Genomic DNA, 26,089 nt, shown 5'->3' with positions numbered 1-26,089 from the left:
GCAAACGTTTTGTCCACTGACCCAATGCCTACCTCTCAGGAAAGTGCACTCCATGTTTTGCATATAGTGAAACAGGTTGCGGCTGAATTACATCCAAATCAGCATTTTTCCAATACATTAAATTTGGATAGTTCTCTAGATCAAGATTTCTCTTTCGATAGTCTTGGAAAGGTAGAGCTTTTACTGCGACTGGAACAAGAATTTAGGGTTGCTCTACCCGAATCCCTTCTTAATAGAGCGGATACTCCACGAGATCTGTTTAACGCTATTTTAAACTCTCAGGCTCGAACTAAGAATTGCGCTCTACCCGAACTAGAGCAAGTACAACTAGAGCTGAAGGATACCAGCATAGCCCCAGAGCTGGCAGAAACCCTGCTAGATGTGTTGGAGTGGCAAAATCAGCATCATCCTGACCAAGTTCATATAACCTTGTACGATCCGGAAGGTGAAGGGCAGACAATTAGCTACAAACAATTAAAAACAGAAGCGTTGAAAGTTGCAGCAGGCTTGCAAGTACTTGGACTTCAACCACAGGCACCCGTTGTATTAATGTTGCCAACCGGCGCCGAGTACTTCTACTGCTTCTTTGGCATTCTCTATGCGGCGGGAATTCCCTGCCCTATTTACCCACCGGGGCGTAAAAGTCAGATTGAAGAGCACCTTAACCGACATGCCAGTATTGTTCGGAACAGTGGTGCAGAAATAATGATTACACCTGAAGATGCGCTCCCTTTTGCAGGTCTTTTACGCAATCAGGTAACGTGTCTAAACCATTTGGTCACTCCTGAAAATATGCAGCAGCATGTAGGAGAACTTACCTTACCCAAAATACACCCACGGGATATTGCTTTCTTACAGTACACTTCCGGCAGCACCGGCACCCCGAAAGGCGTAATCCTGACCCACGCCAACCTTCTCGCGAATGTCCGAGCAATGGGCGAAGCGGTACAGGCTGATGCCAATGATGTATTTGTCAGCTGGCTCCCCCTTTACCATGATATGGGCCTGATAGGAGCTTGGTTTGCCAGCCTCTACCATTCCGCCCACCTAGTAATAATGTCACCATTGAGTTTTATTGCCCGTCCACAACGCTGGTTGGAGGCGATTCACCGTTATCACGGCACTCTGTCAGCCTCACCAAATTTTGGTTATGAGCACTGCAGTAGACTCGTTGACCCCAAGGACTACCAACATCTGGATCTATCCAGTTGGCGTTGCGCGTTTAATGGCGCAGAAGCCGTGAGCCCTCAGACGCTTGAGACATTTTGTCACCGTTTTTCCTGCCTTGGTTTTTCCGCCCGTTCGATGATGCCTGTCTATGGATTAGCTGAAAACAGTGTTGGACTGGCTTTTCCGCCACTGGCACGCGGGGCAAAACTCGACTGCATCAATCGTGATCGCTTTAGCTTAACAGGGTACGCAGACTCCTTTTCTTCAGCAGATCCATCAGCAATATCCATAGTTAACTGCGGCCAAGTTATCCCTGGCCACCAACTTAGGGTTGCAGATAGTCGCAATCGGGAATTACCTGATCGACAGGAGGGACATGTACAATTTAAAGGTCCATCAGCAACTTCTGGATATTATCGAAACCCCAAAAAAACAGCCGGTTTATTTAAAGGAGACTGGCTGGAAACCGGAGATCTTGGATATATCGTTGACGGAGAGCTCTACATTACCGGTAGGCAAAAAGATCTAATAATTCTGGCCGGCCGAAACATCCACCCATCGGAATTAGAGAACGTGGTTTCAGAACTAGAAGGCGTGCGAAAAGGTGGGGTGGTCGCATTTGGTAGTCAGAGCGAAGAATTTGGTACTGAGCGATTGATTATCGTTGCTGAAACACGCTTAAAAGATGCAGACGCATTAAATGCCATCCGATCAAAAATCAATCAAGCCTCTTTAGATCTGTTAGGTTTGCCTGCAGATGAAATCTGCTTAGTCGCCCCAAATCAAATATTAAAAACATCCAGCGGCAAGGTACGCCGTGCAGCATGCAAAGCACTATATGAATCAAACCAGTTAGGCAAAAGAACTGGCAATATCCGGCTGCAATGGCTGAAGATCGGACTGGCATCCATCCGCGGTAAGTTAACACGCTTCTTTTTAGACGTTCTGGATTATGCATTTGCTGGCTACTGCTGGCTGGTGTTCACTACATTGGCATTAGTGTTCACTCCCATCGCCCTTTTGTTTTCAAAACTGGACCTTCGCTGGGACGCACTCAGCCTTTGTATACGACTTATGTGCATGCTGACAACAATCAAAGTTAAGGTAGAAGGTCTGGAGAATCTACCGGCTAAAGGGCAGCCTTCTGTCTTTGTAGCAAATCATGCCAGTTATCTAGATGGCTATCTCATACTTGGTTTTCTGCCCAGAGCTGTCCGTTTTGTGGCTAAAGCAGAATTAAAAAGCAATAAGCTGGTGGCCTTTTTGCTTAACAAGATCGGAGTAGAGTTTGTAGAACGCTTTAACGCCGAACAGGGATATGCGGATATCACGAGGCTTTCGGAAGACACAATAGAAAAACGCTCTTTGTTCTTTTTCCCTGAGGGTACATTTTCCCGTGTTCCCGGTCTGCGCTCCTTCCACCTAGGAGCATTTATTACTGCGTGCCAGAAGAAGCTTCCCGTTATACCCATAGGAATAAGGGGAAGCCGAAATATACTCCGCGCAGATAGTTGGTTCCCAAGACGGGGGCATATCATTATCTCCATTGGTAAGCCGATCTATGAACCACCAGAAGAAGGGGTCTCTCCATGGCAAAGCGCCATCAAGATGCGGGATTTAACCCGTGTAGAGATTTTAAAATTAACTGGCGAGATTGATTTGAAATCCGAAGAGCCTATGAACAACGTTGCGGAAATTGAATAAAGTTTAATAGGGACAAGGATCAATGACTAAAGCTGGTATATGACACCAGCTTCCGACATTATAATCGCTTGCATATCTCAGATAGATTTAAACAACCTGCCCTGCTGCAAATCCAGATGCCCACGCCCACTGGAAGTTATGACCGCCCAGATGACCGGTTACATCGAGACACTCACCAATAAAGAATAGGCCCGGTGCTTTTTTAGCTTCCATGGTTTTCTGGTTAATTTCATTGGTATCGATACCACCTAGTGTCACTTCCGCTGTACGATAACCTTCAGTACCTGAAGGTTTGATCTTCCACTCACGGAAAGCGCTGTTGATCGCATCCAGATCTTTATTGGATTGGTTACCCATAATGCCGCTAAAGCCGAATAGCTGGCAGAGAATCTGTGCCATACGCTTACTCATCTGCTGCGCCATGATGGTGGTGATTTCCGCTTTTGGACGCGCTTCGCGTTGCTCTTTTAACCATGTAAGCAGATCAAACTCTGGGAACAGGTCTATCTCAACTTCGCCGCCCGGTTGCCAGTAGGAGGAGATCTGCAAAATAGCAGGACCACTTAAGCCACGGTGGGTAAAGAGCATACTTTCGATAAAGCTGGTTTTACCGATAGTCGCTTTTACCTTGTGAGATACACCCGAGAGTTCTTTAAGTACCTCTTTCTCTTTTGGCTGTAGGGTAAAAGGCACTAACGCTGCTGTTTTAGGTAGTACTTTTAGATCGTACTGCTCAGCGATATCGTAAGCAAAGCTGGTAGCTCCGCCATTGGGAATCGATAAACCTCCAGTCGCAATAACGACAGATTCAGCTTTGATCGGACCAGATGATGTTTGCAGTAAGTAACCCTCTTCCTGCGGCTCGATACCATTGACGCTCAGCTCGGTACGGATCTCATTACCCGCCCATTCTGATTCGGTCATTAAAACCCGAAGAATCTCTTTACTGGATTCATTACAGAACAATTGGCCGAGTGTTTTTTCGTGATATTCCACACCATGACGATCAACCAGATCGATAAAGTCCTGCGCTTTATAACGACTGAGAGCAGATTTACAAAAATGAGGATTCTGCGAAAGGAAGTTAGCGGGACCGTTATGAATATTGGTGAAGTTACAACGTCCACCGCCGGACATTAGGATTTTTCGGCCAACTTTTTTAGTGTGTTCGATAACAAGAACAGAACGTCCTCGATAACCAGCAGTAGCGGCACACATCAGGCCTGAAGCTCCGGCTCCGATAATTACTACATCGTACTGTGTCACACGCTTTCTCCACTGGTTTGAAAGCGCGCTATCTTACCACAAGCTATTATTTTTCAGGTTTGTTTTTATGGCTACCGTCGCAGAGTGGTTGTGTTTTTGTTTGCTTGCACATACAAAGCCAAACCTCACCATCCTCTTCGGCTTCAAAGACAACGGGATCTATCCCTGTGCCTTGATGTGAGCCATCACAAAACGGTTGATCTCCCGAGCGACCACAAGCACACCACGCATAAGTCTGCCCCGCTTCTAGGTGAATTTTGACTGGGGCATCAGCTGCCCTATGAACGGGTGAATGAGACATCGTTATGCTCCTCTACTGAATATTCCGCCGTCCTTAGCAGCATTTAGGGCTATCGCTATATTCAGTAAACGTAGAAGAGCAATTTCAAATGATCAAATTTAGAACAATACAATTATTAATGCTGAAGCGCTTGATCAAGCTGATTAAGATTATTTGATAGCCACTGTGCAAGATCAGTTTTCAGTGGTTTGGTCGCTGTATCCACCAGCCATAAACCCGATTGCGGCTTGAGCTTTTTGCTCTTAGGTTTGATCTGTAATGCCTCGCCACATTGCTCTTCCACTGGCAAGTAAGTGGCTTGCGCTAGCGGTTGAAGCTTAGGGTTATCGAGGCAAACAGCGACAACATCATGCTCCAGCAATGTCTCATCTAACTTAAGAGCATAATCACTGATCTGTTTTTGCAGCGCCATTTGGTTTGAACGGATAGTCGGTGCATGCTCCGGCCAGATCCGCTGAAATTCACGGGAAACGATCTGACTCATTACGCGAAGATTATCTGGCGCTAACCAGAAGTACGTGCTCTGCTCGAGATCTTGAGTACTTAAACTTACTTGCGCGCCGCCCGGTAGAATTTCTTGTGCAGCGTCTACATTAATCACCCGAACATTTGTTGATCTTAGATGCTTAAACAAAGCGTATTCCGGCCAGATCGACTCAATCGATACTACAGCAGTAACAGGGCCTTGTTTTGAGATAGCCGCGCCACTTTTATGTTTTAGCCAGTTGTTAATTCGGGACACTGGTAAACGTTTTGGTGGCAGATATAGCGCCTGGATATCCGTGCCCTCAAGCAGGGCTTGGTTAATGGCATGGATAATAGGCATAGCTGACACTACACGTTGGGGCCCTACTTCATTTGCAGCGACAGAATAGCCCGACAACGTCAGCATTAAAGCAGTCAAAATCAGCTTAATTTTCATAACAGGAACTCTAAGCAAAACTACGAATACGATTAGTAATAACAGCCAACACAAATCCCAAACTAGCCAATAACACAATGGCTGCCCCGGATGGTACGGGTAGCTCTAAGGCCATCGGTAAGATGATTCCGGCCAAACAACAGATGGTTGAAAGCAAGATATTGGTCCAGAAGAACTGTCTGATATTTCGGGTAATTAAACGAGCGGTTGTCGCTGGGATTAACAACATCGCCCCTACAAGAATAGCTCCGGCAATTTTGACAGCCGCAACGGTAATTAGAGCAATTAGTACAACAAATGCATAATCGAACAAACGCGTGTTAATACCATTCACTTGCGCCAACTCTGGGTTCAACGAAGCAAGCAAAGCCTGATTACCGAAACAGACTGTTAACAATAGGCAGATTGCACCAATCACCGCGAGAATGAATAAGTCCTGATCCTGTACGGTCAGTATCGAGCCGAACAACACGTTCTCAAGAATATGAATATTCACCTTACGCGCCACATAAAGCAGCAAGGCAGCACCCATTGCGATAGCCACTGCTAGGAACACCCCAACAAGCGCATCATAAGGCACTTGCGTACGGCTTTTTATCCAGTGCAGCAACAAGGCAAAGATCAGACAGAAGCTAAACAGCGACGCATAAGGATGCGCAGCAGGTTCACCTAACAAGATACCAATAGCAATACCGGTTAATGCCGCGTGCCCTACTGCCTCAGAGAAGAAAGCCAAGCGTTTGATCACTACCAAGCTGCCCATACCCCCGAGAAGAGGACCAATAATGAGCGCAGCGACTAAGGCATTGATCAAAAAGCCATATTCAAAAATGCTTGGCAACGTGCCTTGAGCCTGCATTTCAAAGGCCCAATTTCGTAGTGCTTCCATCAGGCTACCGCCTCCATCTCTCTTTTTGAGGATGAATCAAGTGAAGCCCCAACAATGCCAAGATCGACTTCACTTGGAAGCCCCATATCAACTAAACCGCCGTTAATAAGCAACACGTTATCGGCATGTTCTCTGACAAATCCCATATCATGATGGACAACCACCAAGGTTTTACCTTGCTCTCGAAGATTGAGCATCAAGTCGGTAATCAGTGCTTGGCCTTCTGCATCTAAACCTGTCATAGGCTCATCTAGGAACCAAAGATCTGACGATCGGATTAGTGCTTGAGCAAACATTAAACGCTGTCTTTCACCACCGGATAACTGTCCAAGCTGCAGTTCAGCTTTTCCTTGAAGGCCAACAGTTTCTAATAATTCCAAAACAGTATCTTGAGTCTCTTTACGGCGACGAAAGAACACCGGCTTCCGACTTAAACCAGCACTGAGGAAGTCTGAAATTGTCACAGGTAAAACTTGGTCAAATCGCGGCTGTTGCGGGATATAGGCAGGCTTTTGCGCTTTATTCATCCAAGCGCGTTTTATTTCACCCTGATGGGGAGTTAAACCTAACATGGATTTTAGCAACGAGGTTTTACCTGCACCGTTAGGGCCAACCAGCAGATGCATTTTTCCAGCACTTAATTCAGCCGACAGTGGCGATAAGATCTGACTGCCTGCAATGCTCAGGCTTACTTTATCCAACTTAATTGAAGGCCCCATTATGCGGCTCCTTCATCGGCCAATGCACTTTTAAGCGCCTTAACTAAAGTTTTTAAGTTGTGCTCCATCTCACGATAAACAAGTTCAGCGTCGTACTCGCCGAATGTCAGATGTGAAAAATGGTACAGCCCTATCCCCGTTGCTTTTTCTACCGTCTCCACATAGCGATAATCCATGTTTAGCTCGGTAAAGAGCACTTGTACTTGGGCATCACGAATACGGTCGATCGTTCCTTGAAGCTGACTCGCACTTGGCTCTACCCCATGGGCAGGCTCGATCACTGTGTCGATGCCGATTCCAAATTCCTGCAAAAAATAACCGTAAGCGTTATGGGTACTCGCAATGCGAATACCACTCAAATCTAAGCCGTTCAGCGCTTGGGTATATTGGTTCTTCAGCGTTCTAAGCTTGCGCGCGTATTGCACCGCATTTTTCTTATAGAACTTGGCATTATCTGGGTCTAATTCACCAAGGTTTTTAGCAATGGTATAGACCTGACGGATAGCCGCACTGATCGACACAAAAGTGTGAGGGTTCCAGGCGCCAACGGTATTTTTGGCAGCTAATAGAGGTACATCCTGATTAGCCAGAATCACCTTAATCTTTTTACGCTGCTTACCGTTTTGAGCTTCCAACGCTTCAAGTGCTCTAAACGCAAATTCATCATGCCCGATGCCATTCACCACCAAGGCATCCATGGTCATTAAACGTTTGAGATCGGCTGGTTGAAGCTCATAACTATGAGGGTTAAAACCGGCATCAACCAAAGGAACAATCTCCGCTCTATCCTTAACGATATTAGCAACGTAGGCGTAGTATGGATGTAGCGTGATACCAACCTTCAATGGCTCTGCCATCAACGCGCTGGAAAACAAAAATAAAGAAAATGTAATTAAATGCTTAATCATGAGTGGAAGCCGTTTCCCAGTTTGTTAACTGATCGCAATTTGGAGTATTTACAGCGGTTTGTCGCCAATAGATCTCGGAATGATCATTGTGTATTTTCAAGACAAACTCGCGGGAGCCTTCTTTGGAGGAGCGACCGAAATAGCAAACAGAATCGAGAAGGTTCCACGAGTAGGCAGCGAAAGTACCGTTACTGTCAGCAAACGGCGGTAGTTCTTGTTCGATCAGTTCTGAAACCGCAGGAAGACTGCCATCATCGGATAGAAACATAATCTCATCGGCAGCATTTCTTAAAGCTGTCAAAACCGCCTTGCCTTCAACATCAAGTTCAAGATGTTTTTGCGGCGCTAAACTCGGAGCCTGATTATTCTGCAAAACGTAGCTTGCGATAGAAAGAATGATCACGATACTGCCGATAAGCCAGTAACTCTCAACACGGCCGTTATCGGGCCTGACAACCTCAACCGTTCCGTCTTCTTCCAGTGCTGAGGTTTTAAAGCTCGCCATAATCAACCTCTACCGGAAACTCATGCCCTGAATCGAACTGAATATAGAACTCACCTTCAGGTTGTTTGAAGCGAACTTGAGAGAACTTATCGGCTTTTTTAGACACCAGTAAGGTCTCATCGTAGTCATAGAGCTTAACCGGTTTACCCACCGCTTTAGTGCCATCACTAAAACCGACATGACATAGAATTTCAGCCGATTCTTGCTCGCAAGTCATAACCGGGTAATGCGCAAGTGCAGATGCACTTGCGCTCATTAATATCCCTATTAATCCGTATTTTGTTGCTTTAAGCATTACTCAGGTAAAACCTCAAAACTTACGAAACGGATCGCATATTGGTAGTCAGCCAGATCACTCTTGATTGGGCTTTTTAGATCAGCACCAACTAACCATGGGCCTGCTTGCTCTGGCGTGAAGATGATTTTGCCATCTTTAGCCGTAGTAACTGGAATAGCACCACGTTCGCTGCGGTATTTAGTACCTGCTGGCGTGACTTCAACATCAACACCCGCCACTGGCTTACCATCCAATAGCATGGTGAATTCAACTTCTTCACCCACAACAATATCGTTTGGATGTGTATCTAACTTCATCTCTAATCCCTTGCCTTTGACCTCAGTCACAAGGTCTGTAGGCGCGTTATTAGTGATGTACGTTGCAGTTACCATATCGATCAATAAGGTAGAAACATCACGAGCGTTTTTAGGTAGACGCTCTTTCGCTTCGATCTTATCCGCCATCATGCGCTTAGGGGTGTCACGCTTACCTGATTTATAGCTAGTGAAATAGTAAGGTTGGCGCTTACCTTCGATTTTGTAAGTACCAGGCTGATCGATATACAGATCAAATACACTACGACGATGGCCTTTAAAATAACTGCCCAGCGCGTTGCTATCGCCATCAGGAGAAAAAACGAGGAAGTGATCTAGCGGCACACCCTTATCGAATCCGAAAACAGTGTGAGACGCACTGACATCAGCAGTGATCCATTCACCCTGACCTTCTTCAGTTGATACAGTAAATTCACTTGGCAATATCCATAATGGATGTGCTTGAGCTACTGCTGACACGCCTAAAGCGCTCGCTAAAAGGCATCCTTTAATTGTGCGGCCTAGTTGTTTAATCATCATTATTTACTCTCTCCAATACTGATACTAACTGGCCCTAGCTCTGCACCGGCATCCAGTTTATAAACCTGTTGTCCCTTACCTAAAGACACCTTCTGTTTCAACAGCGTACGATCACCATGCTCGCGAACCGCTTCTAGATACAGAGTGTATTCGCCTGCTGGAAGCGCTTTACCTTGGTTATCGGTTCCATCCCATTTCAATGTGTAGCCACCAGGAGCACGGGTAGCTCCGGTCACACCATCCACCGCTTGGCCATAGCGACCCGCTTTACGCCACCAGCGACGGATATCCTTAAGCCATTTTTTATCGTCAAACCAAACACTGATAGTGCTTACCGCTTTGCGTTCACCTTTTTGTTCTACCCATACAGCAACAAATGGACGCTGATATTTAGAAGTCGAAATTTGCGGGATGGTTAACTCAATTTGATGTATATCTGCTGAGATAGCAGAACCACTTACCAGCCCTAGACTGAGACATGCAGCGTGAATTAGTTTTTTCATTAAATTTCCTTAAGCCATCAAAAGCCAAATATAAGCAAGCGCCATTGAACCGGTACCGATTAGGCTCATTGCAAATAGCTTGTTACGCTTTTTCTTTTGCGGGATGACTAACCAAAAGCCTGTTAGGGTAAAAATCAGCATGAGCAATGCTGAAATGTCGATAAATCCGCGCCAAAGCTCACCGCTGTAACGCCCCATATGAAGATCATTTAACGTCGCAACAACACCGTAATTTTGTTGTTCTACTAGCACCTCGCCTGCCTCTACATCGGCTTCGACGATGCTGTAACCACCTGGGCGTTTAATATCGATAACAAGAAAGCGCTCTTCAGCTTCCCATTCGTAACTTACCTTGTTGCCATAGATGCCATGCTCAGCACTAAGCCATTTACGTAGCTGATTAGCCTGATCAAGTGGTTCTGTATCCCATATCCTCTCGACTAAAAGAGAATCTGGCATATCTACCATTAACTGTTTCGGAGCATCAGCACTTTCAAACCAATCTCGGTGGTTTAACGTAATGCCTGTGACAGTGAAGAACAGCATGATCACGAGCATGAACATAGAGGTATAACTATGAAGCCAACGGACTAACCGATTAGATTTTCCTTTAGGCTGAGATTTAGACTTGAGCTGAGTCTTCACGTTTGGCTGTTGTGTAAGGATCTGGTTCATTGGAAAGATAAAAGAGAATCAAAACCATTACGATAAACGATTCTCTTTATAAGGCTTTAATATCGTTACAATCTTTACAGAAAAGCAGCGCCCTACTTCGTAGAGCGCTGCCACCTTAAATCCCTGAAGGGGAAGGGATAGATTAGAACGTATAAGCCGCAGTTAACTTAAAGTTACGGCCAGGCTCATAGTCATTTAAATGAAGTGCACCAAACACTGGATGATTTGCATCTCCAATACGTGAAGCGTGAGATGTATAGTATTCATCAAAGATATTTTCCACACCGAAGGTCACGTTAAGACCATCAACCTGCTTGGGTGTCCATCGAGCAGAGATGTTATGAACATCGTAAGATGGCTTATCAAAGTGCTCTTCTTTGATCGTTACAAGCGAGGTCCAGTTAACCGCTAGATCTTGTGCTGGCATGTGGTAATCAAGTCCCAAAGAGATGCTATCACCCACTTGACGGCCTAATGGCTCGTCCGTGACATCATTAGCTGATTCTGAGTGAGCATAGGTAAAGCGAGCATCGAAGTTACCTTTACTCAGACCTAAGCTAGTTTCAAAACCTTGGATACGATAGTCACCAATGTTTTGCAGAGCATTACTACCATCATCGATGTAATCATCCACATCTGTACGGAAGACTGTCAAAGCAAAATTCAATCTATCCAAACCAAAACGTTGGCGATCTTCAAAGGTAATACCGATTTCTGAGTTTAGACCTGTCTCAGGCTTCAATTCGTTATTCTCTACAGTAGATGCAGGAACGAACACTTCTGATAAGTTAGGCCCTTGGAATAGCTCTGTAGCACTCGCTCGAACAGTCCAAGCGTCAGTTAGCGGATAAACACCATTCAAACCAAATGTTGTTTCAGTAAATGTTTCATCAGATACAGCGGTATCTAGCTTATATCGGTTATAACGAACACCCGGTGTCAGCGCTAGACCGTTAGAAAATTCGATTTCATCTTCAATGTAAGCTGCGTAAGACTTTGCTTTTTCAGTGTTTATAGTTACCGAATCATCTTGCAATTTGGTTTTCTGACGGTAAACCTCAAAACCATAGCGGACATTATGCGTAGTCTCTTCACCTGAAATAATAGATTCAGCAAGAACATTCACACCACTATGATTCGCTTCACCTTCACGATAACGATAGGTTGCAAAAGTGTTATCGTCCTCATCACGCCATAAATTCATATCGTTTTCGTAGACAGTGGCACGTAGGTTCAGCATGTCACCAAGATCGAGTTCATAACCTAGAGTGATTGTTTGACGCTCAAATTCTGTTGGGTATACAGTCGTACCTGTGATTGATGAATTAGTCGCAGCGCCCATATCAGCACGAGGCGCATAGTCACCTTCATCGGTGTACTTGTCATAACTTAATTCGATTCGGTTAGACTCATTAATATCAAGGCCAAACTTAACTAGGCCATTCTTAATATCACCATCATTACCAACGCTTTCAACACCTGCGCCATCTTCCGGGTTGTCACGGTTTACGTCATTGAAGTAAACAATGGCGTCTAACTGATCGTTTAGTTGGCCATAGGCAGTAACAGAATAATTATGGTAATCATTGCTAGCATAGCCAGCACTTATACGTGCGCCTACTTGCTGACCATCACGCAAAAGATCTTTTGCATCTTTTGTTTCAAAAGCGACGCCACCTGAAAGACCACCAGTCAAAACAGAGTTAGTACCTACCTGAAGATCAACAGCTTTTAGAATATCCGCATTAATTAACAAGTTACCCATATGGTGGTAAACGTTGTTGTTCTGCTTTGCTCCATCAATCGTAATATCAAGATCATAGTCTTCCATACCACGAATATTGATTCGCTGATTAAGGGAATGGGCACCACCAATATCTACACCAGCCTGATCTCGAAGCAGATCACTCAGATGGTCTACTTGTTTAATCTCGATATCATCACTCAACATCGTCGAAGCATTACTGATCTGAGTACCCCAAACTTGTACTTTTTGACCTTCAACTGCTGACGAATCTGCCCATGTTTGAGTTGCTATACCAATGGCTAAAACCAATGGCAATTTCTTAGCGCAAATATGCGTTTTCATTATTCATACCACTTAATCTAAATGCGAATCGAGTGCATTATTCATTAGATATAAAGTAGCAGTTACAAGATTTACACTTCTTACAAAAATAACACTAATATTTGGAGGGTTTTATTTAACGAGGTAGCTTGATATTGATATCCAGCCCACCGTATGGGTTCAGGCTCGCCTTGATAGAACCACCCAGCATTTGAATTTGCCGCTGGCATAAAGCTAAACCTAATCCAGCCCCGCCAACATCACGGCTACGGGCCTTATCAGTACGAAAGAAAGGATCGAAGATCTTAACTAGATCATTTTCGGGTACGCCTGGCCCCCGATCAGACACACAGATATTCAGCTCATTACCCTTTTCAAAACAAGTCAGCTCAACGGGTTGATCAGCGGGACTATATTTCATCGCATTTCTTACCACATTCTCCAATGCTTGAGATAGCGCTTGTTGCGATGATTCTGAAACGTTCAGAGTTTGAGCATAGTTACGGATTAGTATTCGGCCAGAGTATTCAAAAAGTGCATCGTCACATATCAGATCCAGCAAGGTAGCTAGATTAAACGCTTCACTTAGCTCCACTTCTGGATCTCCATCTAGCCATGCTAGGGTCAATGCATCTTCAACCAACTGATGCATTTGATCTACTTCACGTTGAAGCCTAGGTAAAAGCTCCTTAGATTTTTCTTGATCATCCCGGCATATCTCAATCGCTAGTCCGATTCGCGTCAGCGGAGTTCTCAACTCATGCGATAGATCACCTAAAAGCTGTCTCTGAGAATTAACCAAACGCTCTACCCTTGCAGCCATACTGTCAAAAGATTCGGCGACTTGGGTTAATTCGTCTTTACGATTATCTGGTAGATTTGGCAACACACGTGCAGAAAGGTCGCCTGAAGCTAATTTTAAAGTGCCCTGATTTAAAGCTTCTAAAGGGCGCATTAGGTATCTATAGGCTATCCAGCAGAAAATCAGAATGATGAAAGAAGGAATTACAATGGTCAGTAGGCTATGTACCAGATCAGTATCTACCTTTGGATACATCCCTCTTGGCAGCTCAATTACAAAGGTGCCGGTTTGCTGTTCTAAAGGAATTCCAATGAGCACATTTTCCATGAATTCATGGACTGGCCAGTACACATAACGCTGAAAACCTATTTTGCTTTTTAAAGCCTCAGGAATGGGTTGACTAGAGATAATGGTGTTATCTGCAGTTACTAATGCAGACCAGGTATTTAAATCCTTTTCGATTTGCTCTGTGAGCTGGAGCACAGATTTAGCGCCTTCAGTTTCAAATCGCTCACTAGCTTCCTTGGCTAAGGATTTTAACCTCTCCTGACTATCTTCAGATATTTCAGTCATCCCAATAGTCACTTCATATGAGAGATGGTGAAGACTAGAAAAGATAATCAATGATACAGCTAATAAGCTAAAGCTAAGCTGCCAGAATAATCTCCGGCTCATTGATAACAGTATCCTTGACCACGAACCGTTTTGATCTTCTGTTCGTCAACAAGTCCAGCCATCTTCGAGCGAAGATTACTAACATGCATATCTAAACTTCGGTCGTAACGACTAAAAGGCTTACTCAGAATTAACTGATAAAGATAAGGCTTTGTCAGTATTTCATCTTTATGGGTGATAAATGTTTTTAAAAGATCATGTTCGATCGGTGTCAGTTCAATATCGCCGTTATCTGACTGTAAACATTTTTTCTTGGAGTCTAGCTTAATAGCACCGTCTGCTAAAACGCCATCGGATTTATCAATTTTGTTAGGTTTACTTCGTCGAAGTAACGCCTCAACCCGAAGCAAGAGCTCAGTCATATTGAACGGTTTGGGAAGATAATCATCCGCACCGCCCTTAAACCCTTGGATACGATCTTGCTCAGCACCGCAAGCTGACAGCATAACAACCGGCGTATCACGATACTTGCGAAGACGTTGCAAGACTTCCAAACCATCTAACTCAGGTAGCATTTTGTCTAGCAGAATCAGATGAAAGTTCTGATTTATAGCGGTAACCAAACCCTCCCTTCCGGTGAAGCTTTGAACCGTATGGTAGCCTTGCTTTTTGAGAAGCTCAGACACAGAATTACTTACCTCACGATCATCCTCGATCAAGAGAATACGCGCAGGATTAAAATTCTTGATCCCTTCAAGGGCTTTAACCGGTGCTGATGTCATAGGTTCATCCTTTCGCCTGAAGATCCATTTCCATCTGATCTAAATACCGAATCCAATTCGCTGCCATTTTCCCGTACTTAGCATCACCTTCTGCTGCTGCTAAAGATATCCTCGCTTGCTCAAAATGCTTTTGATTGATTTGAGCGATGCCCTGCATTAACTTAATCTGAGCTATTTTTTTAGGTTTGCGCGTCAACAGATTAGATAGCGTTTTCTCTGCTTGATTCCACCGTTTCTCTTGCAGCTGAATCTGCGCCAGCTGTAAAAATACTTTCTCACTTGGTGCGATACTGTTTAGCTTCGAAAGCACTTTAATCGCCTTAGGCTTCTCTTGCGCGCGAATCCAAGCACTGCTTAACAACCTTAAGTTTTTAGCGTTTTGCTTGATCACACCTTTCTGGAAACCCTGCTCTATCACTCTAGCGGCATGATAAGGAATACCCGAACGAAGCATTAATTGCGCGAGTAATTCATAATCTTTGCCTGACACTAACAACTTCCGCTCATATCCCAATCGCTGAGTAGCCAGTGCAGATTTGCGATCCCCTGCTTGTATTTGCAGAGAAACCAACTGACGCCATTGCTTAGGGTTAGAGGAATAATGTTGAATTACAACTTGCTGCTGTTTAGCTGCCTGTTTCCACTGCTTAAGCTCAATATGTGCTGCTATTTTCAGCTGATACCAGCTTTCTGGCGCGATACCTTTGTAACGAATCGCTTTAGTAATGTGTGGTAAAAGGGACTTCCAACGCTTCAGTTGGCTATAAGCCTGAGCCATCATCAGATGATCATTCGCTTTTACCGAAACCCCAGGACTAGCCATCCATTGTTGAAGATTAGAAACACAGCTTTTCCAAGCTTCCTGCATACAATAAAGCTGCCCTAGAGTGCGCAATAGATTAATCTGCTGTGCATCAGGCAAGGCTTTTAAAGCTTGGGTAGCTTTCAGATACTTTATTGCAGAGGAATAGCGCTCCTGCTGGAGAGCAACTTGAGCAAGATTATGCTGCACAAGCGCTTTAGCATAATCAGACTTAACCTTTTGCTCAGCAGCCAACAATTGCTGATTCGCTTGTTTCCACTGCCCCACCTCCATTGATTTAAAGGCAGCATTTAGCTGTTTATACTCATAAGCAGATAGAGCAGGCTTCGCCGCATGCCCCTGGAGAGCAAACAACAAAAAACAAACTGTAATTAATGATCGCAACATTTTTCTAAACTGTTCTATTCAGTTCTATTTACTTATCGAGTTTAAATTCCAAAACCTGACGCGCTTTAAACTTGACCGCTTGTCCGTCTACGGTTTTGATTTTAAAACGCCAACGCTTAATCGCTTTAATAACTGCGCTATCAAAGGTACCTTTTGGATTAGATTCAATAACCTTAATAGTGTCTGGTTTAACTGTGCCAGCTTCAGTCACCAAAAACTCCACCGTCACACTACCTTCAACTTTACGGCGCAATGCCCTTCTCGGGTAACTAGGCGGCACCTGACTCACTGCTGTAGGATTAGTATCTAAGACCAGCTCAGGCGTCGGCACAGCTAGGTTATTTAGCGATGGTGATAGTGAGACGCTAATTCCAACATCGATGTTTGGAATATCAACGGCCGTCACGGGCGTACTGGTAATAGGCACAACCTGTTGTTGCACCTGTGGCATTTCGGGCTGGGTCTCTGGAACGATCTCTTCCGGCTCTGGCGGTAATTCGCGAGTACGGGCCTCGACATCACTCTCTTGGCGAACCATTAAAAAGTCCAGATCAGGCGTTAGCACACTTTCAGGTTCTACCTGCTTGCCAATACCCGAAACCATAGCCAATGCATAAAACAGCAATATGGCTAATAACAGGCCTCCAGGGGCAACGACTAAAGCACGTAGCATTATTGCGAACCTGCTTGAGTGGCAACTGTGTAGTTCACATTGGCCAAGCGTAGCTGATCGATCACCTTAACCAGTTGACCTGTAGTCGCTTGTTCATCCGCTTGAATAACAACGTTGATTTCAGATTGTTCGCTTTTCAGACGCTCAATCGCAGGGCGCACCATACGTACATCCACAGGCTTACGGTCGACCCAAATTTCATTGTTTGCAGAGATCGCGACTAAAACTGCCGTTTTGCTCTGACTTTCACTGGTTTGTGCTGTAGGGCGATTAACATCGATGCCTGCCTCACGCACAAACGAAGTGGATACAATAAAGAAGATCAGCATGATGAACACCACGTCCAACATAGGTGTCATATTGATCTCTGCATCATCCTGCTGCTGAGTTAAATTGACTCGCTGTCTCATGCTGCAGACTCCTCATGTAACACTCGGCGCAAGCGGTTTCTTTCCGCTTCAGACCATCTAGATAAACGGTTGTAAAAAAGTAAACCAGCTACGGCCACTGCCATCCCCGTCATTGTTGGAAATGTTGCACTTGCCACACCAGCGGCCATCATTCGCGGATTACCTGTGCCATAAAGAGCAAGGCTGTCAAATACCTGAATCATGCCAGTCACCGTGCCTAGCAGACCAATCAACGGACATAAAGTTATTAGGTTTTTGATCATCTGAAATTGGCTTTTCAAAGCTAAGTCCAGATCACAAACAGCACTCAATTTTTTAACTGGCGAGCCTTGCCCTTGCAAATAATCTAACAATGAGGCTCTCTGCTTGGGGTAAGCCCATACTCTATAGCTGATACGTTCAAGGATAAGGGTGAACATAAGAAAGCTTACCCATAGAATCAGATAGAGCACCCACCCTCCGGTTTGGAAAAATTGCCCTAAGGCAAACATCCAATCATGAAGACTAGGCCACATGAGTGCTCTTCTCTTCTTTTGCAATAGATTCATCAGTCGCCAACAAGCCCAAGCTTTTCTCTTGAAGCAACTGAGTGATGCGACGGCTTCTGCTGGTCAAATAGCTATGGCAGAACAACAACGGTATAGCTACAACCAAACCTAAAACGGTTGTCATCAATGCTTGAGAGATACCACCCGCCATCAACTTGGGATCACTGGTACCGAACAGGGTGATACTCTGGAAGGTCGCGATCATACCGATCACTGTACCTAAAAGACCCAAAAGCGGAGCAACGGCAGCTAAAAGCTTAACGATGCTTTGGCCCTGCTCGATTTTTGGTACTTCTTTAAGAATCAGCTCATCAACTTTCATCTCTAGCTGATCTAAGCCTAGTTTCGAACGACTAACTGCCTGCAGTACTCGCCCAAGGGGATTGTTATCCATTAGTTGCGTAGGTTGTGCTAATTGCTTTCTCACCTGCAGCTCAGTTTTGGTCATACGCATCATTTGCCAGAATGCCACCAGCAAACCAATCAAGCCCAAACCCATGATGATGTAGCCTACCTCACCCCCCTGATGAAGCCTCTCGACAAGCTTCGGCATACGATCCAACAACGCAAATAACTGACCACGACTTGGATCAATCAATACATCCTCGCCATTACCATTTTGATAATCGATGATATCTTGTTGAGCACCAGCACTTGGCTGAGTCGTTAAAACCGACAGTTTTTGCTGCTGAAGATCCCAATGTAAGAACTGGCCATCATTAGTAGCTGCAGCAAAGGTGCCTATACGTAACACTGGTGTATCAGCAGTAACACCTTCCCGATTCACAACAGGCACAGTAACTTGCTTGATCTCACCAGTGGCTGTCATTTCTAGCTGTAACTGGTACCAAAGACTTTGTAGGTCCTGAAGCTTGGGCACACGTTTGGAATCAGCAAATGAAAGTTGATCTAAACGACCAGGGTTATCAGCACTGGTCATTGAATCCATCAAAACTGGCACGAGTTCAGATGCTGATTCTTTGGCGACACCGAACACTTCACCTAGTTGGCCAGAACGTTGCTGTAGTGCTGCTTCTAATTCAGCAAGCTGTTCATCATTGGCATCGAACTCAGCTTTTAAGCGTTCCTGCTCTGCTTCAGCAGCGGCTAAACGCGCCTTACTTTTTGCCAGCAGCGTTTTTTGTTTACTTAAATCAGCATTGAATTCTGCTTCACGTTGGCGGTTGATCGCCGTATCGGTACTGCTAATTTGTTTTACGTCGTTAAGTAAACCTTTAAGCGGCGCAGTTTCAGCGAATACTGTTAGCGAGCTAAGACCAAGGACTGCGGCTAAACCGAATTGTTTCAACATAATTATCGCTCCAGTTTAGGCAGTGGTAGATTTAACAAACTTGGCACCTGCTGCTGCCGAGCGATTTGAATAGCCTTAGTAAGTTCTAAATTCTGAGAATCAGTGAGCGCCTGCCAAGACTGTGAAGAAGGCTGCCATAGCGCACTTTCAGCACCATTTAGCGACTGGTAGTACAGTACTGCTCGGCCTAGACGCAGGAACGTAACCTGTTGGCCATTATTTGAAGCGAGTGCACCTTTATACGATTCAAATGTTCGACCGTACTGTACTTCAACAGCATAGGCCTCAAGAATCTGACGGTACTTCTCTGCCACGCTGACATCAGCGCGAAGCAAGAGCGCCTCAAGTTTCTCTAAACGCTCGTTACGTTCCGACTGTAAGAAAGGTGTATCTTGCGCCACAAATTTACCTAATGTTTCAACCATCTGGTTCAACATAGGTAAAACGGCCTTATCCGTTTCTTCAATAGAGGCGATTTGCGCTTCCAAATCTAAAACTTCTTTTTTCTGCGACTCAATCAGTAAAGCCACTTGCGCATTGTATGCCTCGGTCACATCCGACAGACGCTCATTGGTGAGATATTCATCAACTGCAACTTGAGTGCTCTGCTCAATATTATCGATGCGTTTTTGTGATTGTTGGCTTTGATTATGTGCCGCTACTGTTTTCTTAGTACCAACATCCAGGTCGTTAGCCGCGAAAACAGGAACGCCTGAAATAGCGACAGCTAAAAGAGAATATTTAAACAGAGATTTCATGACCAGCAACTTACAGCTAAATAAAAATGAGAATAATTATCCGTTAGATTAATAAAACAGACAACCCGCTTTACAATACTTACAACTAAAAAGAGAGCGCTATTCAGCACTCTCTTCTTTGGATTTATTTAGTTCACGAATCTTATCAGCCAGTCTAGTTTTACGCTCTGGTTGCTTCTTACTTGTGGAGCTGTCATCAGCTTGACGCTGTTTTTCAAATACCGATTGATTCTTTTTCTTTTCCTGCTTAGCTTTGCGTCGTCTGCTATCGTAACTATCAGGATCAGCCAAACGCTCATTACGCGTTGGGCCTTCATTTGGAATAAAGCCTTTTGCTTTTCGGCTTTTCTTTAAACGTGCCATTACTTACTACCTTCTCTTTCCGCAGCCGCCTGTGCTTCTGCTTCTAATCGTTCTTGCTCTAATCTTTCCTGTTCAGCGATACGGCGTTTTTCTTCCCACTCTAGAACAGTTTCAAAACTTAATTTACCTAGTTTACCCGAACGTATTTCATTTAAGAGCAACGTTGACGCTTTATTTCGATCAACAACACCACCTGGGCGCAAACACCCTCTTCGACGACCAATTTCGTCCAAAACACCTTCCGCAAGCTCCGGCATCTCTTTAAATTTAAAACGCTCTACTAATCGATCAGGATAATCATCTCGCATGAACCCTGCGGCAAATATCGCCACGTCTTCATGTTCAATGGCCGTATCTTTGATTGCACCACTTGCTGCTAATCGATAACCCGAATCTACGTCTTCAATTTTTGGCCACAAAATGCCTGGTGTGTCTGACAACGCCATACCATTACGTGTGGTAAAGCGAGTCTGGCTTTTAGTAACAGCTGGCTCGTTCCCCACTTTGGCAATTTTCTTGCCTAACAAGGCATTGATTAGCGTAGATTTACCAACATTAGGAATCCCCATAATCATGGCACGCACTGGACGTCCAGATTCTGAGCGAGACGGTGCCATCTGCTTACAAATCTCAGCAATTCTATTAATCAGTTTCTTTTGTGTATGATCAAGCGATATAGCGCGAGTATCTGGAAGACTATTAAAGTAATCGATCCATTCCTGCGTTTTTTTATCATCAGCCAAATCGCTCTTATTAAGGAGCTTTAACGCTGGCTTGCCCTTACGCAAAGTGTTAACCAATGGGTTTTCGCTGGATTGAGGCAGGCGCGCATCAAGCACTTCAATAATTACATCTACCTCATCCATTACTTTAGCGATCTCTTTCCGGGCTTTATGCATGTGCCCTGGAAACCAATTAATACTCATTGGTACATCCCGAATTTGTAAAAGTACACTATTATACTGCATGGAGAACGTGAATGCTGGCTTGCGACTATTACTAGCAGCTTCTATTCCCATTTTTACATAGAACAACTGCATTTTCTTATGAAACAAATGTCCTGTAGGTGATACACTGAGGGCATTCCGCTTTTTCTTATTTTGCACAAGGACCAAGCACCTTTATGGAATCGTCTGAAAACTCTCAAGTGCTAATGGCTCGCCAACCTATTTTTGATCGAAATCAGAAAGTAGTTGCGTATGAGCTTCTATATAGAACTGAAGACGCCCAAGGACATGCGCTATTTTCAACTAGCGAAGCTACGGGTGAAGTCCTACTCAATGCCTACACTAGCATTTCTGATGCTGGGGAATTAAAACGAGTACCGGCTTTTATCAATCTGACTAGAGATATCCTTGTCGAGCAAAAATTACCGGAAGTTTCTAAAAAACACATCGTTTTGGAAATATTGGAAGACATCGAACCTGACGAAGAGGTTATCGAAGCTGTCAGAGCCCTTCATAGCGAAGGTTACCGAATCGCTATGGATGATTTCATATACGATTCAAAATTCGACCCACTGCTTGAACTAGCACAAATCGTAAAAGTCGATGTTTTTGAAATGAGTGCTGAGCAAATCAAAGAACAGGTTCAACAATTACGTCCTCATAAAGTGACTCTTCTCGCTGAAAAAATTGAGACACATGAACAACTAGAAACCTGCATAAATCTTGGCTTCAAACTTTTCCAAGGCCACTTTTTAAGTAAGCCTAAGGTGATCAAGGGTAAAAAAATTCAAGGCAGCCAAGTTGCATTGATGCAGCTAATCCAAGAGTTGCAAAACCCTAAAGCAACACCTGAAAAACTTGAAGAGCTGATCATCCGTGACCCAGCCTTAACCTATAAATTGTTACGTATCGTGAACTCTGCAGGCTACAGCCTAGTTAGACAGGTAGAATCTGTAGCTGAAGCGATTGTACTGCTTGGTTTAGAGCAAGTTAAAAAATGGGCGACGTTGATTGCGATGTCATCTAATCAAGAGAAACCAGAAGAGCTTTCTAGAAGTTTATTGGTTCGTGGCCGCATGTGCGAAGAGATAGCCCAAGCACAGAAGAAGAGCAACTATGGCAGCTACTTTATGGCTGGCATGATGTCAGGACTACATGCCCTTTTAGATATTGAACGTGAAACTATGCTGGAGCAAGTTCCACTAGGCGATGACATCAAAAATGCCGTTAGTCTTGGCCAAGGTGAAATTGGCCAAGTCTTAAGGAATGTAGTGAACTATGAAAATGGTGATTGGGATCTTTTACCAATGGATCTAGACGGCACCCTGTACGATCAAGCTTACCGGGCCAGCCTTGAATGGACTCAGGAATCCATGCAAGCAATGTACGAATAATCATCTACCTTTCTAGTAATTCAGGGCAGCATCGACTGCCCTGAATTATTTTTATCTAGAACAAACCTATCTTTCGTCTAAAAAACTCCATTTCCTAAGCTTATTTAGGATTATTTACTGTGTTTCTAACTTTTTCACATTAGAATAGCCGCATTTAAAGTACCGCCCTTTACTATCATAAAAAGCAGTAATTATGCCTTTACCAGCACCCGTTAATCGTACGCTTAAACATACCCGCAAAGTCGTTTGCGAAGGCTACAAAAGAGAAGATGGCCTATGGGATATTGAAGCCCATCTTGTCGACACAAAAACCTTCGACATGGATCACTACGGTCATGACGGCACTTTGGTTGCTGGCGCGCCCTTACACGGTATGGCTGTGCGAATTACTGTCGATATGGACCTAAACATATTAGATGCCGTAGCTTGTATGGATGACACTCCATTCGAAAGCTGCAAGTCTATCTCAGATGCCTATACCCAGTTGATTGGGCTACAAATCATGCCTGGGTTTACCAAACAGACCAAAGAACTGTTTAGTGGTCGTAAAGGATGTACTCACCTGCTTGAATTGTTAGGCCCACTAGCTACTGCGGCTTTCCAATCTACTCATCAAGAGCGAGAACTACTTGAGAACTTCTGGCAGGACGGTAGCAAAAAGCCACCGATGCTTGATACCTGTCATACGCTCGCGACTAATGGCGCCATTGTGAAAGAGATCTGGCCTCATTATTATGAGGAAGATCGGCTGGATACTTTGATTCCAGCAACTAACCTCGAACACGTACAATGCTGCAATGAGCTAGAACCAGCATAACAATAAGGCTATTTCGCATGCTAATACACCCGAATAAATCTTGTCTGCTGATCATCGATATTCAAGATAAACTGGTACCCGCAATCCATAAAAAAGAAGAGCTGGTTGAAAATACAATCTGGTTAACAGCGATTGCAAACAAGCTAAATGTACCCATTTTAACCAGTGAGCAATACCCTAAAGGCTTGGGCCATACTATTCCGGAATTAGCTGAGTTAATTCCATCAGAAGGCGTCATGGAAAAAGAGTTTTTCTCTTGTATGTCGGAACCTGCTTGTAACGAGAAGATCAATTCCATCCGCCCGAACCAAGTTATTATTGCCGGCATGGAAGCGCACGTTTGCGTTCTACAAACAGCACTTCAGTTAAAACAACAAGCACGAGAAGTGTATGTAGTGGCGGACTGTGTGTCTTCGCGCAGCCCTGAAGATAAAGCACTCGCGCTCGATCGTATGCGCCACGCAGGCATACACGTTGTTAGCCGTGAGATGGTTGCCTTTGAGTGGATGCAAAAGTCAGGAACTGATGCGTTCCGCGATATCAGCAAAAACTTCCTGCGCTAATAATCAGCCCTGTCATCTATAGATGGCAGGGCTTACTCTCCCTATAGCTCTCCATCACCCCTCCCCAACAAACCAACTAAAAAATATTTCAGCCTCAACCCATATACAGGTAAACCCTTATTGTCTATTCTGTCTTATAGACATTGATTCAATTAGGAACTGTATATGACACAGCCATTGTGGAGCCCGAGCCAAGCACAAATCGAACAATCTCAGCTATATCAGTTTATGCAAAACATAAACAAAAACTGTTCGGTCAAGCTGGATAGCTACTCAGATCTTCACCGCTGGTCTATAGAAAACCCTGAAAGCTTCTGGCTCAACATTTGGGAACAGTGCAATGTCATAGGTAGTACGGGGAACGCCCCATACCTGTTAAATGAAAACCTAATGCCAGGTGCAAAATGGTTCCCTGAAGCCCAATTAAACTTTGCAGAAAACCTTTTAAAGTATCGGGATCAAAACACCGCCATCATTAATTACAATGAAGCGGGTAAACGCTCAGAAATTAGCTATCAAGAACTCTATAACCAAGTTGCTCAATACGCTTCTGGCCTCAAAAAGGCAGGTATTACAAAGGGAGATGTGGTCGCTGGCTTCATGCCTAATATCACTGAAACCGTTATAGCTATGCTAGCAACGACATCGCTTGGTGCCATTTGGACTTCATGTTCCCCTGACTTTGGTGTGCAAGGTGTCATCGATCGCTTTGGCCAAGTAAAACCCAAAGTGATATTTACGACCCAATCCTACCTGTATAACGGCAAACGGATTGACTGTTTAGAAAAAATTTCAGGTATAGCCTCGCGATTAAGTGAAAACACAGCATTCGTCTTTGTACCTTATCTAGATGAACCAACACCTGAGTTCAGCCAGATAAAGAACGCCTGTGTACTTAGCGACTTTATCGATAGTAACGCATCCGAAGTCAATTTTACGCCGGTTAAGTTCTCTGATCCCCTATACGTTATGTACTCATCTGGTACCACAGGTACACCTAAATGCATTGTTCATAGCACTGGTGGCACACTCCTTCAACATCTCAAAGAACATCAACTACACACAGATATCAGCCGGGATGATAATCTCTTCTACTTCACAACCTGCGGCTGGATGATGTGGAATTGGCTGGTAAGCGGTCTGGCCTGTGGTTGTACTATCACATTATATGACGGCTCACCGTTTGCCCCCTCTCCCTCTATTTTGTGGAATATGGCAGATAAAGAAAAGGTCTCTGTGTTTGGCACCAGTGCAAAATATATTGCAGCACTCGAAAAGGCAGGCATCACACCAAAAGAAGAGTTCCAGCTTTCTGAATTGCGCGCAATTTTATCTACGGGTTCACCACTAGCCCACGAAAGTTTTGATTATGTTTATCGCGAAATAAAAACTGATCTTTTGCTGGCTTCAATATCGGGCGGTACAGATATCATCTCTTGCTTTGCTCTAGGGTGCCCAATACTCCCAGTCCAGAAGGGTGAGTTGCAATGCTTAGGCCTCGGAATGGATGTCGCCATTTTTGATGAAAGCGGCGTAGAGGTTACCCAGAAGAAAGGGGAATTAGTCTGCAAATCCCCCTTCCCATCGATGCCTATCTACTTTTGGGACGATGCTGATGGTGAAAAATACCAAAATACCTATTTCAACCAATTCAAGAACCGCTGGGCCCATGGTGATTACGGAGAAATAACCGAACACGGTGGCATGATTATTCACGGCAGATCGGATGCGGTACTCAATCCAGGCGGTGTAAGAATTGGTACCGCTGAGATATATCGTCAAGTTGAACGAGTTGACGGGGTGATTGAGTCTTTATGCGTAGGCCAACCCTGGGAAAACGATACACGCGTAGTCCTCTTTGTGGTTATGTCTGAAGGAACTCTGCTTGACGATTGTCTACGCAATACAATTAAGCAGACAATCCGCCAACACACCACGCCAAGGCATGTACCAGCCAAGATAATCCAAGTGCCTGAAATCCCTAGAACCATCAGCGGGAAGATTGTTGAGCTGGCTGTAAGAAAGGTAATTTTAGGGGAAACAGTATCCAACAAAGATGCGCTAGCCAATCCTGATGCATTGGATTACTTCGCTAACCTACCGGAGCTAGCCAGCTAGCTCCGGCAGTGCAGTT

Annotated in this window: 27 protein-coding genes; 5 read left to right on the top strand and 22 right to left on the bottom strand. The window is 44.5% G+C overall.

What is annotated here, in order from left to right; genetic code table 11:
• The first annotated feature begins 9 nt into the window (after positions 1-9).
• Complete coding sequence (locus ACMXYS_RS07105; protein WP_415898061.1) at positions 10-2,874, top strand: AMP-binding protein; 2,865 nt, start codon at positions 10-12, stop codon at positions 2,872-2,874.
• 87 nt (positions 2,875-2,961) lie between these two features.
• Here the strand turns inward: ACMXYS_RS07105 and ACMXYS_RS07100 are convergent, their stop codons facing one another.
• The 22 genes from ACMXYS_RS07100 to ylqF form a co-directional block, all read right to left on the bottom strand.
• Positions 2,962-4,092, bottom strand: coding sequence for an NAD(P)/FAD-dependent oxidoreductase (locus tag ACMXYS_RS07100; protein ID WP_415884654.1), 1,131 nt, complete (start codon positions 4,090-4,092; stop codon positions 2,962-2,964).
• Between the two features lie 94 nt (positions 4,093-4,186).
• A complete protein-coding gene (locus ACMXYS_RS07095) occupies positions 4,187-4,441 on the bottom strand; it encodes a CDGSH iron-sulfur domain-containing protein (RefSeq protein WP_415884340.1) in 255 nt (84 codons plus the stop codon).
• A gap of 115 nt (positions 4,442-4,556) precedes the next feature.
• Entirely contained in the window at positions 4,557-5,363 is an 807-nt protein-coding gene (locus ACMXYS_RS07090) for a hypothetical protein (protein ID WP_415898060.1), read from the bottom strand.
• A gap of 10 nt (positions 5,364-5,373) precedes the next feature.
• On the bottom strand, positions 5,374-6,252 hold the full coding sequence (locus ACMXYS_RS07085) for a metal ABC transporter permease (protein WP_415898059.1): 879 nt from the start codon (positions 6,250-6,252) through the stop codon (positions 5,374-5,376).
• Entirely contained in the window at positions 6,252-6,971 is a 720-nt protein-coding gene (locus ACMXYS_RS07080; RefSeq protein ID WP_415884337.1) for a metal ABC transporter ATP-binding protein, read from the bottom strand. Before ACMXYS_RS07080 ends, ACMXYS_RS07085 begins: the two co-directional genes overlap by 1 nt.
• Positions 6,971-7,879: a metal ABC transporter solute-binding protein, Zn/Mn family gene (locus ACMXYS_RS07075; RefSeq protein WP_415898058.1), complete on the bottom strand. Its 909-nt coding sequence runs from the start codon at positions 7,877-7,879 to the stop codon at positions 6,971-6,973. Before ACMXYS_RS07075 ends, ACMXYS_RS07080 begins: the two co-directional genes overlap by 1 nt.
• Positions 7,872-8,384: a DUF6162 family protein gene (locus tag ACMXYS_RS07070; protein WP_415898057.1), complete on the bottom strand. Its 513-nt coding sequence runs from the start codon at positions 8,382-8,384 to the stop codon at positions 7,872-7,874. The genes ACMXYS_RS07075 and ACMXYS_RS07070 overlap by 8 nt, the downstream gene beginning before the upstream one ends.
• Positions 8,371-8,640, bottom strand: a complete 270-nt coding sequence (locus tag ACMXYS_RS07065) for a hypothetical protein (RefSeq protein WP_415884334.1) — start codon at positions 8,638-8,640, stop codon at positions 8,371-8,373. Before ACMXYS_RS07065 ends, ACMXYS_RS07070 begins: the two co-directional genes overlap by 14 nt.
• A 38-nt stretch (positions 8,641-8,678) precedes the next feature.
• Entirely contained in the window at positions 8,679-9,515 is an 837-nt protein-coding gene (locus ACMXYS_RS07060) for a DUF4198 domain-containing protein (RefSeq protein ID WP_415898056.1), read from the bottom strand.
• Positions 9,515-10,018, bottom strand: coding sequence for a DUF2271 domain-containing protein (locus ACMXYS_RS07055; RefSeq protein WP_415898055.1), 504 nt, complete (start codon positions 10,016-10,018; stop codon positions 9,515-9,517). Before ACMXYS_RS07055 ends, ACMXYS_RS07060 begins: the two co-directional genes overlap by 1 nt.
• Positions 10,019-10,027: 9 nt before the next feature.
• Positions 10,028-10,663, bottom strand: coding sequence for a PepSY-associated TM helix domain-containing protein (locus ACMXYS_RS07050; RefSeq protein WP_415898054.1), 636 nt, complete (start codon positions 10,661-10,663; stop codon positions 10,028-10,030).
• A gap of 172 nt (positions 10,664-10,835) precedes the next feature.
• Positions 10,836-12,782 (bottom strand): TonB-dependent receptor domain-containing protein, encoded by a 1,947-nt coding sequence (locus ACMXYS_RS07045; RefSeq protein ID WP_415898053.1) that lies wholly within the window; start codon positions 12,780-12,782, stop codon positions 10,836-10,838.
• Between the two features lie 115 nt (positions 12,783-12,897).
• Complete coding sequence (locus ACMXYS_RS07040; protein ID WP_415898052.1) at positions 12,898-14,238, bottom strand: ATP-binding protein; 1,341 nt, start codon at positions 14,236-14,238, stop codon at positions 12,898-12,900.
• On the bottom strand, positions 14,235-14,960 hold the full coding sequence (locus tag ACMXYS_RS07035; RefSeq protein ID WP_415898051.1) for a response regulator transcription factor: 726 nt from the start codon (positions 14,958-14,960) through the stop codon (positions 14,235-14,237). The genes ACMXYS_RS07040 and ACMXYS_RS07035 overlap by 4 nt, the downstream gene beginning before the upstream one ends.
• Before the next feature lie 4 nt (positions 14,961-14,964).
• Positions 14,965-16,140: a tetratricopeptide repeat protein gene (locus tag ACMXYS_RS07030; protein WP_415898050.1), complete on the bottom strand. Its 1,176-nt coding sequence runs from the start codon at positions 16,138-16,140 to the stop codon at positions 14,965-14,967.
• 58 nt (positions 16,141-16,198) lie between these two features.
• The gene (locus ACMXYS_RS07025) at positions 16,199-16,843 is read right to left on the bottom strand and encodes an energy transducer TonB (RefSeq protein WP_415898049.1); all 645 of its coding nucleotides are present in this window, start codon (positions 16,841-16,843) and stop codon (positions 16,199-16,201) included.
• Complete coding sequence (locus ACMXYS_RS07020) at positions 16,843-17,253, bottom strand: ExbD/TolR family protein (protein ID WP_415884325.1); 411 nt, start codon at positions 17,251-17,253, stop codon at positions 16,843-16,845. Before ACMXYS_RS07020 ends, ACMXYS_RS07025 begins: the two co-directional genes overlap by 1 nt.
• Positions 17,250-17,768: a MotA/TolQ/ExbB proton channel family protein gene (locus ACMXYS_RS07015; protein WP_415898048.1), complete on the bottom strand. Its 519-nt coding sequence runs from the start codon at positions 17,766-17,768 to the stop codon at positions 17,250-17,252. Before ACMXYS_RS07015 ends, ACMXYS_RS07020 begins: the two co-directional genes overlap by 4 nt.
• A complete protein-coding gene (locus tag ACMXYS_RS07010; protein ID WP_415898047.1) occupies positions 17,758-19,113 on the bottom strand; it encodes a MotA/TolQ/ExbB proton channel family protein in 1,356 nt (451 codons plus the stop codon). Before ACMXYS_RS07010 ends, ACMXYS_RS07015 begins: the two co-directional genes overlap by 11 nt.
• 2 nt (positions 19,114-19,115) lie before the next feature.
• Complete coding sequence (locus ACMXYS_RS07005; protein ID WP_415898046.1) at positions 19,116-19,871, bottom strand: DUF3450 domain-containing protein; 756 nt, start codon at positions 19,869-19,871, stop codon at positions 19,116-19,118.
• 99 nt (positions 19,872-19,970) lie between these two features.
• Complete coding sequence (locus ACMXYS_RS07000; RefSeq protein ID WP_415884321.1) at positions 19,971-20,234, bottom strand: hypothetical protein; 264 nt, start codon at positions 20,232-20,234, stop codon at positions 19,971-19,973.
• Positions 20,234-21,160: a ribosome biogenesis GTPase YlqF gene (gene ylqF, locus ACMXYS_RS06995; RefSeq protein WP_415898045.1), complete on the bottom strand. Its 927-nt coding sequence runs from the start codon at positions 21,158-21,160 to the stop codon at positions 20,234-20,236. The genes ACMXYS_RS07000 and ylqF overlap by 1 nt, the downstream gene beginning before the upstream one ends.
• 197 nt (positions 21,161-21,357) lie before the next feature.
• Between ylqF and ACMXYS_RS06990 the strand changes: the two genes are divergently transcribed.
• The 4 genes from ACMXYS_RS06990 to ACMXYS_RS06975 all read left to right on the top strand — a co-directional run bounded on the left by ACMXYS_RS06990 (position 21,358) and on the right by ACMXYS_RS06975 (position 26,073).
• Positions 21,358-22,575, top strand: coding sequence for an EAL and HDOD domain-containing protein (locus ACMXYS_RS06990; protein ID WP_415884319.1), 1,218 nt, complete (start codon positions 21,358-21,360; stop codon positions 22,573-22,575).
• Between the two features lie 193 nt (positions 22,576-22,768).
• On the top strand, positions 22,769-23,392 hold the full coding sequence (locus ACMXYS_RS06985; protein WP_415898044.1) for a DUF2889 domain-containing protein: 624 nt from the start codon (positions 22,769-22,771) through the stop codon (positions 23,390-23,392).
• Between the two features lie 17 nt (positions 23,393-23,409).
• Positions 23,410-23,955 carry a hydrolase gene (locus ACMXYS_RS06980; protein WP_415898043.1) on the top strand — a complete coding sequence of 182 codons (546 nt, stop codon included), beginning with the start codon at positions 23,410-23,412 and terminating at the stop codon, positions 23,953-23,955.
• 165 nt (positions 23,956-24,120) lie between these two features.
• Positions 24,121-26,073, top strand: coding sequence for an acetoacetate--CoA ligase (locus tag ACMXYS_RS06975; RefSeq protein ID WP_415898042.1), 1,953 nt, complete (start codon positions 24,121-24,123; stop codon positions 26,071-26,073).
• Positions 26,074-26,089 lie beyond the last annotated feature (16 nt).

Source organism: Neptuniibacter sp. QD57_21, assembly GCF_047778075.1.
Lineage (GTDB): Bacteria > Pseudomonadota > Gammaproteobacteria > Pseudomonadales > Balneatricaceae > Neptuniibacter.
The sequence above is the reverse complement of the archived record's forward strand: the minus strand, read 5'-3'. Positions and strand labels throughout refer to the sequence as shown.